Below are 10819 nucleotides of genomic sequence, written 5' to 3'. Positions count from 1 at the left end.
CGCTCACCCGAACAGCACGTCGGCCGGGGCGAGGTCGGTCAGCCGCGTTCCGGCCAGGACCAGGACGTCGCCGCCGCCCAGCGCGATCACCCCGTCGACGCCGCGCTGCTCCCAGGCCGCGGCCAGGGCGGCGAAGTCGGCGACGACCCCCGGCCCGAAGGACAGCCGGTCCAACCCCGGCCGGAAGTCGACCACGAGGTCGACGCCGAAGCCCGCCTCGAACCGGAAGACGTCCGCGCCGGATCCGCCTTCCAGGCGGTCCGCCCCCGCGCCGCCCTCCAGCCAGTCGGCGCCCGACCCGCCGCACAGCCGGTCGTCGCCCGCGAAGCCGAGCAGCCGGTCGTCTCCGGAGCCGCCGTCCAGCACGTCGCCCAGATCGGGCGCCGCGCCCTGCGGCGTAAGCCGGAACAGGTCGCCGTCGGCGCCGTCCAGGACGTACAGCTCCCCCGCCGCGTCGACACCGAAGGCGGCCGGCCGGTCCAGGGCCCCTGCGTCGGGGGCGATCAGGCCCTTCAGGTCGGTCACCGTCGCCGCGCCGTCCGGGTCGAGGTCGAGGGCGAACAGCCCGCCGTTCGCGTCGCCGAACACGTAGCTGCCCTGTAGGCCCGCGTGCGGACCGCGATAGACCACGCCGCCGACGATTTCCGGCCCGTCGTAGGCGTAAACCGGAGCCGTGGTCCCGGCGGCGTCGGCCGCCTGCCAGCCGAAATTCGCTCCCACGGCCCCCAGATCGACCTCCTGGCGTCCGGCGCCGCCGTCGGCGATGACCAGCCGTCCGGTCTGCGGGTCGAAGCTGATCTGGCCGGGATCGCGCAGGCCCCAGGCCCAGATCTCCGCCCGTCCGCCCCCATGCTCGAACGGATTGCCCGCGGGGATCGCGTAGTTGCGGGCCGGCGCATCGGGGAAGTCGTCGCCGCGCGGATCGATCCGCAGGATCTTGCCGAGAAAGCCCTGCAGGTTCTGCGCACCGCCGAAACCGGAGGGCTCGCCGCCCGGGCCGGACGCGCCGTCACCGAGGCTCCAGTAGAGCATGCCGTCGGGTCCGAAGGCGATCGCGCCGCCGCGGTGCTGGACCGTGGTCTCCGGCTGGTCGATGCCGATGACGATCGCGTCCGCGCCCTCGGGCCCGTCGATGTTGAAGGGCGCGGCCGCGCTCTCGCGCGTGAAGGTCAGCACCTGGGCGTCCAGCAGGGGCGTGGTGACGCTGACGTAGAACCGGCCCGAGGTTTCGAAGTCCGGCGCGAGCGCCAGGTCCAGGAGGCGCAGCCGGTTGTCCGGCCCGCCGCCGTTCGGCGGATCGAAGCGCAGGTCGAGGAAGGGCTGGGCCTCGACCTCGCCGGAGCCGACGTCGAACTCCAGCACCCTGCCGGACGCCTCGCCGATCAACAGCCGCCCGGCCCCGCCCGCCGAGACCGGGACCGCCTCGACGAAGACCGGATCCACGAAGCCGGTGGCGACCCGCGTCGCGGCCAGGCGCAGGAGCTCGCCGCCGTCCGGCGCGCCCGGATCGCGGCCGTAGAGGACGTCCTCGCCGGCGCCGCCCGAAAGCGTGTCGGCGCCCGGCCCGCCGACGAGAATCTGGCCGGACGTGGCGATCGGGACGGTCATGGCGGCGCGCCTCGCACAAAGGTTGCGACGAGGCGGAACAGGGCGGCGAAAGCCTCGGTTCCAGCCGCCTCAGCGGGCGCGCTTGGACGGATCGACCAGCGAGTAATAGGGCGACGGCGCCGCCCCGGCCGCGCTCGGCCCCGGAACCTTGTGGTCGATCGGCGGCAGGGACTTCAGGTAGGCGGCCATGGCCGCAGCGTCCTCGTCGGTCAGCGACGCATAGGCCGGCCAGGGCATGAAAACCAGCTGGCGTCCGTCCGGGCGCACGCCGGTGCGCACCGCCGCGATGATCTGGGCCTCGGACCAGTCGCCCAGGCCGCTCGGGTGCGGGGTCAGGTTCGGCGGATAGACCACGCCCGCCGGCGTTTCGAAGCCGACATCCGATCCGGACAGGCCCAGCTCGTTCTTCGGCGCGCCGAGCAGGGCGCCGGGCGTATGGCAGCCGCCGCAGTCCATGATCGCCACCAGGTAGCGGCCGCGCTCGAGCTGGTCGTCGTGGGTCTCGCGCGCCGCCCGCCCCTGCCCGCCGCACGCGGCCAGACCCAGGGTCGCGAGCAGCGCCGCGGCCCCCCGCGCCGCGGCCGTCACGGCTTGATCACCCGGCGCGGCTGCATCTGCGCGTAGGCCACCGGCCAGGACTCCTCCTCGGTCTTCATGCGGACGTTGGGATCGAAGCTCAGCACGTGCGGTTGCTGCGCGGCCGACTGGCGCGAGTGATAGGGCGTGAACGGGTCGGGCAGGCTGGAGCAGGCGCACAGGCCCGACGCGGCCAGGACCGACAGGCACAGCGACGACACGCGCATGACAAAAGCCTCCGGGCGGCCCAGCGCCGCCGTAGGCCATAACGAAAAGCCGCCCGCGCCGGTTTCGGCGGGGCGGCTCTCGTTTTTCAGTCCGGCAGGCCGGAGCTTAGTCTTCCTTGACCCGCTTCTTGCGGAAGGACGGGTTCAGCACCTGCTTGCGCAGGCGGATCGACTTCGGGGTCACCTCGACCAGCTCGTCCTCCTCGATGTAGGCGATGGCCTGCTCGAGGGTCGGGCGGCGCGGCGGGGTCAGGCGGATGGCTTCGTCCTTGCCCGAGGCGCGGACGTTGGTCAGCTGCTTGGCCTTCATCGGGTTGACGTCGAGGTCGTCCGACCGCGAGTTCTCGCCGATGATCATGCCCTGGTAGGTCTTCTCGCCGGCGCCGACGAACATGAAGCCGCGCTCCTCCAGGTTCCACAGCGCGTAGGCCGCGGTCTCGCCGTCGGAGTTGGACACCAGCACGCCCTTGCGCTGCTGCTCGATCGCGCCCTTGTAGGGCTCGTAGTGGCTGAACACGCGGTTCAGCACGCCCGAGCCGCGGGTGTCGGTCAGGAACTCGCCCTGGTAGCCGATCAGCGAGCGCGACGGGCAGCTCAGCATGATGCGGGTCTTGCCCGCGCCCGAGGCGCCCATGTCCTTCAGCTCGGCCTTACGGGCCGACAGCTTCTCGATGACGATGCCGGTGAACTCGTCGTCCACGTCGATCATCACGTCCTCGATCGGCTCCAGGCGCTGACCGGTGGCTTCGTCCGTGCGGTAGACCACGCGCGGACGGCTGATCGACAGCTCGAAGCCTTCGCGGCGCATGTTCTCGATCAGCACGCCCAGCTGCAGTTCGCCGCGGCCGGCCACCTCGTAGGCGTCCGAGCCTTGCGTCTCGGTCACGCGGATGGCGACGTTCGACTCGGCTTCCTTGAGCAGGCGGTCGCGGATGACGCGCGACTGGACCTTGTCGCCCTCGCGGCCGGCCAGCGGGCTGTCGTTGACCGACACGGTCATGGAGATGGTCGGCGGGTCGATCGGCTGCGACGGCAGGGCGGTCAGCACTTCCGGCGAGGCCAGGGTGTCGGCCACGGTGGCCTTCGACAGGCCGGCGATGGCGACGATGTCGCCCGCTTCCGAGCCCTCGTCGATCGGCTGGCGCTTCAGGCCGCGGAAGGCCAGCACCTTGGTGATGCGGCCGCGCTCGATGATCTTGCCGTCGCGGTCCAGGGCGTGGATGGGCATGCCGGGGATGGCCTTGCCCGCGTGGATCCGGCCGGTCAGCAGACGGCCCAGGAACGGGTCGCTTTCGATCAGCACCGACAGCATCTGGAACGGCTCTTCGGTGCGGGCCTGGGCGGACGGCGCCGGCACGTGGTCGACGATCAGGTCGAACAGCGGGGCCAGGTTGTCGTTGGGCTTGCTCATGTCGAGCGTCGCCCAGCCGTTCTTGCCCGAGGCGTAGATGTGCGGGAAGTCGAGCTGCTCGTCCGTCGCGCCCATCGAGGCGAACAGGTCGAAGGCGTCGTTCAGCACGCGGTCCGGATCGGCGTGGGCGCGGTCGACCTTGTTCAGGCACAGGATCGGGCGCAGGCCCATCTTCAGCGCCTTGCCCAGCACGAACTTGGTCTGGGGCATGACGCCTTCTTCGGCGTCCACCAGCAGGACGCAGCCGTCCACCATGCCGAGGATGCGCTCGACCTCGCCGCCGAAGTCGGCGTGGCCGGGGGTGTCGATGATGTTGACGCGGGTCTCGCCGGCCTTGCCGTTCCACAGAACGGAGGTGCACTTGGCGAGAATGGTGATGCCGCGCTCACGCTCCTGGTCGTTGGAGTCCATGGCGCGCTCGACCGTCGCCTCGTTGGCGCGGAACACGCCCGACTGGGCCAGAAGCTGGTCGACCAGGGTGGTCTTGCCATGGTCGACGTGGGCGATGATGGCGATGTTGCGGAGGTTCATGCGAACGAAAGGGCTTCCGGACGGAGCCGCACGGATCGGGCGACAAGGTGGGGAGGAAAGTCGCGCGGCCTATACCCGCTAACGCCGATTTCCGCCAGTGCGCGCCCCGCGACCTTTTCGTGACGCGCGCGAAGCGTGGCCGGCTTGCCCACCTTGACCTGGGACGACAAAGTGCCGGCCGCATAAGCACGAACAGGTTCGCCCCATGCGCCGCGTCTCGCTCGCCGTCCTCGCCGCCGCCCTGCTGGCCGCGCCCGCCCTCGCCGCCGAACCGGTCTCGCCGGTCTCCGAACAGGCCGAGCTGCGCGACATCGCCGCCCAGGTGCGGGCCGAGCGCCTGAAGGCCGACATCGAGAAGATGGTCTCGTTCGGCACCCGCCACACCCTGTCGGACACCAAGTCGGACAAGCGCGGGATCGGCGCGGCGCGGCGCTGGGTGCAGAAGGAGTTCGGCGCGATCTCGGCCGAGTGCGGCGGCTGCCTGGAGGTGGTCACGCCCTCGCAGGTGTTCACCAACAACCGGGTGCCGAACCCGACCGAGGTGATGGACATCGTCGCCATCCAGCGCGGGACCACCGATCCGGAGCGGGTGATCGTCATCACCGGCCACCTCGATTCGCGCGTCACCGACGTGATGGATTTCAAGAGCGACGCGCCCGGCGCCAACGACGACGCCTCGGGCGTGGCGGCGGTGATCGAGACCGCCCGCGTGCTGTCCAAGCACAAGTTCCCGGCCACCATCGTCTACGCCGCCCTGTCCGGCGAGGAGCAGGGCCTGCTGGGCGGCAAGGTGCTGGCCGACTACGCCAGGGCGCAGGGCTGGCAGGTCCAGGCCAACCTCAACAACGACATCGTCGGCAACAGCCACGGCCAGAGCGGGGTGACCGACAACACCCACGTGCGGGTGTTCTCGGAAGGCACCAAGGCGGTGGAGACGGCCGAGCAGGCGAACAAGCGCCGCTACAACGGCGGCGAGGTCGACAGCCCCTCGCGCAACATCGCCCGCTACATGGACGGCCTGGCCGACCAGTACCTGACCAACTTCGACGTGGTGATGGTCTACCGCACCGACCGGTTCGGCCGCGGCGGCGACCAGGTGGAGTTCCTCAAGGCCGGCTTCCCGGCCGTGCGGGTCACGGAGGCCCAGGAGAACTACACCCGCCAGCACCAGAACCTGCGCACCGAGAACGGCATCGCCTACGGCGACACGGTCGACGGCGTGGACTTCCCCTACCTGGCCCAGGTCACGCGCCTGAACGCGGTGACCCTGGCCTCGCTGGCCAAGGCCCCGACCCCGCCGTCGCAGGTCAAGATCGAGGGCGCGGTCACGCCCGACACCAAGGTCAGCTGGGCCGCCGTGCCCGGCGCGGCCGGCTACAAGGTCTGGTGGCGCGGCACCACCGAGCCGCAGTGGCGCTACAGCCGCGAGGCCGGGACCGCGACCACCCTGACCCTGCCGGGCGTCAACATCGACGACTGGTTCTTCGGCGTCTCGGCGGTCTCGGCCGACGGCTACGAGAGCCCGGTGGTGTTCCCGGGCGACGCCGGCGCCTTCGTGTCGACGGCCCCGGCGGCGGCCCCGGCCAAGCCCTGATCCCCAAGGTTCGTCACCCTCGGGCTTGTCCCGAGGGCCCAGCCTTCCGGAACCCCGAAGCGTCGGCGGTCGCGCACACTCTGAAGCGGCTGGGGCAACTGCACCCTGGGCCCTCGGGACAAGCCCGAGGGTGACGTCATGATTGGAACGCCCGCGCCTCCAGCCGCGCGCGCAGTTCCTCGCGCCGGCTGCGGGCCAGGCGCAGTTCGGCGCCGGTGGTGAGGCGCACCAGGGCGTCGCCGTCGGCCCCTGCGCGCACCTCGGCCACGCGGTCGATCGCGACGACGGCCCGGCGGTGGATGCGCACGAAGCGGGCCGGGTCGAGCCGCGCCTGCAGGCCGGCGGAGGTGTCGCGCAGGAGGTGGACGGCCTCGCCCGCGTGCAGCGCCTGGTAGTTGCCCTGGGTCTCGATCCAGTCGACCTCGGCCAGGTCCACCAGGATCAGCCGCGCGCGGTCCTTGATCCGCAGGTGGGTGGGCCAGTCCGGGGCTTCGGCCTGCGGCGCGGGCGCCCGGCGGCGGGCCGCCTGGATCAGGCCGAGGAAGCCGCCCAGCAGCACCGTCACCAGCAGCCAGTTGGCCGACAGCTCGCGCCCGATCCCCGCCATCGAGGGCAGGGCCCGGCCTTCCAGCACCCAGGCCTCCAGCAGGCAGGAGACGACCACCAGGCCGAAGGCGAGGGCCAGCACGGCCGCCGCCTGAAGCGCGACGCTCAGCGCCGTCCCCGCGGCCTCGAACCGGCGGGTCAGGACCAGCAGCACAGGGGTGGCGGACGCGCCCAGCAGGCCGGCGCAGACGATGCGCAGCGCTTCGCGCGTCCAGTCCGGCGGCTGCCCGGCCGCGAGCGCGGCGGCGACGTTGCCGGGCTCCAGCATGGTCACCGCCACCAGCCAGTAGAGGAAGGCGAGCGCGATCCAGCGCCGGTCGGACGGCGACCGGCGGACAGGCGGAGGAAGGGCGGCGGCGGACGCGCTCATGGCCGGCAAGTATGCGTCCGCGCACGAGCGTGTCCACGGTGGCGGCCGGTATGTGACGAACTGCGGCCGGGCTGGGACGGAGCGCACTCCCGGGCGGCGCCGGCCCCGGGCACCCTCGGCGCCTTGGTCCGGGAGGCGTGTTCGATGAGAAATTGGATTTGGGGGGTCGTCGCGACCCTGCTGCTGGCCGCTGCCCCGGCGCTGGCGGCGACGACCGTGCGCACCGAGTCCGGGCGCGTGCGCGGCGTCGAAGCCGACGGGATCGCCTCGTGGCTTGGCGTGCCCTACGCCGCGCCGCCGCTGGGCGAACTGCGCTGGCGCCCGCCGCAGCCGGCGCGGCGCTGGACCAGCGTGCGGAACGCTCGAGCCTTCGCGCCGGCCTGCCTGCAGGAGGGCGTCTCCATGCCCGGCGAGCCGGCCCCCAAGGTCGACGAGGACTGCCTCTACCTGAACGTCTGGGCGCCGGCGCACGGCGCCCGGCGCGCGCCGGTGATGGTGTTCATCCACGGCGGGGGCTGGACGAACGGCGCCACGGCGCTGCCGCTCTACTGGGGCGACCGGCTGGCGGCGCGCGGCGTGGTGGTGGTCAGCGTCAACTACCGGCTGGGACCGTTGGGCTTCCTGGCCCACCCGGAGCTCAGCCGCGAGTCCGGCGTGGGCGCCTCGGGCAATTATGGCCTGATGGACCAGGTCGCCGCCCTGCAGTGGGTGCGCAGGAACATCGCCGCGTTCGGCGGCGACCCGGGTCAGGTGACCATCTTCGGCCAATCGGCCGGGGCCATGTCGGTGTCCGTGCTGACCGCCTCGCCCGCCGCCCGGGGCCTGTTCCATCGCGCCATCGGCCAGAGCGGCGGCCTGTTCGAGCCGCTGAACCTGGCGCCGCAGTACATGCTGGCCCAGGCCGAGAAGGAAGGAGAAGCCTACGCCGCCTCGGTCGGGGCCGGTTCGCTCGCCGAATTGCGCGCCCTGCCCGCCGCGCGGCTGCTGCAGGGAAAGGCGCGCCAGATCAGCCATCCGGTGGTGGAGCCCCGGGTGCTGCCGCTGTCGCCCTACGACGCCTACGTCGCCGGCCGGCAGGCCCGGGTGCCGGTGCTGGTCGGCTACAACGCCGAGGAGGCGCGCGCGCTCACCGACGTGACGCAGATCACCGCCGCCAATTTCGGCGACAAGCTGACCCGCGCCTGGGGCCCGCTGCCGCCCCAGATCACGCAGGCCTATCCGTTCACGACCGACGAGGAGGCGCGGCGCGCCCGCGTCGATCTGGAGCGCGACCTGCGCTTCGGCTGGGACATGTGGGCCTGGGCGCGGCTGCAGCAGGGCCGCGCGCCGGTCTGGCTCTACCGCTTCGACCGCCGCCCGCCCTTCCCGGCCGGCTCGGTGCGCGCGGACTGGGGCGCGAGCCACTTCGCCGAGCTCTGGTACATGTTCGATCACCTGGACCAGGAGCCGTGGGCCTGGAGCCCGGCCGACCGGGCCTTAGCCGACGCCATGGCCGGCTACTGGGTGAACTTCGCCCGCACCGGCGATCCCAACGGCCCGGGCCTGCCGGCCTGGGCGCCCTTCGACGGCGCCGCCAGCCTGTGCTTCGAGGACCGGCCGGCGCCCTGCGACCTGCCCGATCGGAAGACGCTCTCGGCCTTCGACGCCGCCTATGACGCCGTGCGCGGCGCGCCGTTCGGACCGTGACGGCAAAGAAAAAGGCCGGGCGACGCGAGCCGCCCGGCCTTCTTCGTTTACGCTCCGACCGGCGTCAGGCGGCCTTGGCCGCCTTGCGTCCCTGGGCGGCGGTCCAGGCGTAGAGGCCGAACACCAGCAGGATGAACAGGCCGGTGGTCAGGTACATGGCCTGGTCGCTCTCCACCCACGACGCGGTGAAGGCCGGGGCCAGCGGGGCCTCGGCGCGCGGGTCGTCCTTGGCCAGGCCCAGGCCCGCCAGCAGGCCGGTCTGGGCGGCGGCGACGATGCCGGCGTTGAACACGCCGAACAGGCTCTCGCCGACGATCAGGCCCGAGGCCAGCAGCACGCCCAGCCGCTTGGAGATCTCGCCGGACGGCTTATTGCCGACCAGGCCTTCGAACACCCGGCCGATCACCGCGCCGATCACCACGAACAGGGTCGAGGACATCGGCAGGTAGACGCCCAGGCCCACGGCCAGCGGCGGCAGGCGCATCAGCTTGGCCTTACCCAGCAGCTCGTCGACCAGGATGATGAAGGCGCCGATGGCGACGCCGGTCAGCATCTCCACCTCCGGCAGGTCGCCGCGCAGGATGCCGCGCGCCAGGTCGGCGATCAGGTTGGCCTGCGGGGCCGGCAGGGCGTGGGCGCCCGCCCCCGCCACCCCGGCGTAGCCGTAGGCCTGGCCCAGCACGACCAGCACCGGCGGGATCACCACCGCGCCGGCCAGCACGCCGAAGATCAGGGCGACCTGCTGCTTCCACGGCGTGGCGTCGACCAGCTGGCCGGTCTTCAGGTCCTGCAGGTTGTCGTTGGCGATGGTGCCGACGGTGAACACCACCGCGGTGGTGAACAGGGCGAAGGCGATCAGGGTCAGGCTGGCGGCCTCGCCGACCAGCGGCTTGACGAAGACGGCCAGCAGGCCGGCGGCGCCGACCACGGCCAGGATGCCGATGCCCGACAGGGGGCTGTTGGACGAACCGATCAGGCCGGCCATGTAGCCGACCACGGCGGCGACCAGCAGGCCGATGACCACGATGTAGGCCAGGGCGGCGGCCACCAGCGGCACGGTCATCGAGGCCAGCGCGCCGCCCTGGACGAAACCGGTCAGCAGCACGCTGATCGGGATCAGGCTGAGCAGGCTGATCAGGCCGACGATGCCGATCGGGATGTCCTGCTCGGTGCGCTCCAGGGTCTCGCCGGAGCCGCGGCGCTTCTGGGCGGTGATGGCCGAGGCCAGGCCGCCGGCCACCGGCTTCACCAGCTTGAGCAGGGTCCACACCGCGGCCGTGCCGATCACGCCGGCGCCGACGTAGCGCACGTGTTCCCGGAAGGCCGCGCCGCCGGCCGCCGCCATGTCGGTGATCGGGCCGAGCGAGGAGTAGTGCGGCACGCCCCAGAGCCAGGCGACTCCCAGGCCGACCAGCATGGCGAAGCCGACCGACACGCCGACCAGGTGGCCGACGCCCATCAGGGCCAGCGAGAAGCCCGGACGCACCCCCGTCACCCCGCCCCACGGCGCGGTGAAGAAGCGGGCCGGTTCGTCGACCAGCAGGCGCATGGCCTTGGTCAGGGCGACGCCGGCGGCGGCGATCGCGCCGGCGGTGATCACCTTCACCCCGGCCTTGCTTTCGGCCACGGACGCCGGATCGGTCGCCTTTTCACCGGCGCCCACCTGCAGAACTTCGGCGGCGGCGACGCCTTCCGGATAGGGCAGGTCGGAATTGGTCACCAGCGCCCGGCGCAGCGGGATCGAGTACATCACGCCCAGGATGCCGCCCAGCGCGCAGACCCCGAAGGCCTGCCAGAACGGGAAGCCCGACCACCAGCCGACGATGACCAGGCCCGGCAGGACGAAGATCACCGACGAGAGGGTGCCCGCCGCCGAAGCGACGGTCTGGACGATGTTGTTTTCCTGGATGGTCGAGTTCTTGAACCCGCGCAGGATGGCCATGGAGATCACGGCCGCCGGGATCGACGAGGCGAAGGTCAGGCCGACCTTCAGGCCGAGGAAGACGTTGGCCGCGGTGAACACCACGGTGATGAGGGCGCCGAGGATCAGGCCTCGGAGGGTGAGTTCCGTACGGGGCGGAGCTGAGCTGTGCTGGGTCACGTTGCGCCTGCGAATGCGAGCTTGGCTTTGGGGCTACTCGTGACAGATATCCGCAGCGCGGACCAGCCTTCACCAAAGCGCCCGCCTGCGGCAACCGGCCGGCGGCGCA

8 protein-coding genes are annotated in these 10819 nt (G+C 72.1%); 2 read left to right on the top strand and 6 right to left on the bottom strand.

Annotated features, from left to right (window positions below; genetic code table 11):
- Positions 1-3: 3 nt before the first annotated feature.
- The 4 genes from H8B08_RS14155 to typA all read right to left on the bottom strand — a co-directional run bounded on the left by H8B08_RS14155 (position 4) and on the right by typA (position 4353).
- Positions 4-1608: a PQQ-dependent sugar dehydrogenase gene (locus H8B08_RS14155; protein ID WP_187450844.1), complete on the bottom strand. Its 1605-nt coding sequence runs from the start codon at positions 1606-1608 to the stop codon at positions 4-6.
- A 69-nt stretch (positions 1609-1677) separates the two neighbouring features.
- A complete protein-coding gene (locus tag H8B08_RS14150) occupies positions 1678-2196 on the bottom strand; it encodes a cytochrome c (protein ID WP_222934495.1) in 519 nt (172 codons plus the stop codon).
- On the bottom strand, positions 2193-2411 hold the full coding sequence (locus H8B08_RS18945) for a hypothetical protein (protein ID WP_222934494.1): 219 nt from the start codon (positions 2409-2411) through the stop codon (positions 2193-2195). The genes H8B08_RS14150 and H8B08_RS18945 overlap by 4 nt, the downstream gene beginning before the upstream one ends.
- A gap of 106 nt (positions 2412-2517) precedes the next feature.
- Positions 2518-4353, bottom strand: coding sequence for a translational GTPase TypA (gene typA, locus H8B08_RS14145; RefSeq protein WP_187450842.1), 1836 nt, complete (start codon positions 4351-4353; stop codon positions 2518-2520).
- 205 nt (positions 4354-4558) lie between these two features.
- On the opposite strand from typA, the gene H8B08_RS14140 reads away from it, so the two are divergent.
- Entirely contained in the window at positions 4559-5947 is a 1389-nt protein-coding gene (locus H8B08_RS14140; protein WP_187450841.1) for a M28 family metallopeptidase, read from the top strand.
- Positions 5948-6083: 136 nt separating this feature from the next.
- Here H8B08_RS14140 and H8B08_RS14135 read toward each other — a convergent pair whose 3' ends face one another.
- Positions 6084-6923 (bottom strand): LytTR family DNA-binding domain-containing protein, encoded by an 840-nt coding sequence (locus H8B08_RS14135; RefSeq protein WP_187450840.1) that lies wholly within the window; start codon positions 6921-6923, stop codon positions 6084-6086.
- A 144-nt stretch (positions 6924-7067) separates the two neighbouring features.
- Here H8B08_RS14135 and H8B08_RS14130 point away from each other — a divergent pair, with 144 nt between their 5' ends.
- Positions 7068-8609 (top strand): carboxylesterase/lipase family protein, encoded by a 1542-nt coding sequence (locus H8B08_RS14130; RefSeq protein ID WP_187450839.1) that lies wholly within the window; start codon positions 7068-7070, stop codon positions 8607-8609.
- Positions 8610-8673: 64 nt separating this feature from the next.
- On the opposite strand, the gene H8B08_RS14125 is transcribed toward H8B08_RS14130, so the two are convergent.
- The gene (locus tag H8B08_RS14125) at positions 8674-10710 is read right to left on the bottom strand and encodes an OPT family oligopeptide transporter (RefSeq protein WP_187450838.1); all 2037 of its coding nucleotides are present in this window, start codon (positions 10708-10710) and stop codon (positions 8674-8676) included.
- Between the last annotated feature and the right edge of the window lie 109 nt (positions 10711-10819).

Origin of the sequence: Caulobacter sp. 17J80-11, assembly GCF_014349105.1 — a bacterium.
GTDB lineage: Bacteria > Pseudomonadota > Alphaproteobacteria > Caulobacterales > Caulobacteraceae > 17J80-11.
The sequence above is the reverse complement of the archived record's forward strand: the minus strand, read 5'-3'. Positions and strand labels throughout refer to the sequence as shown.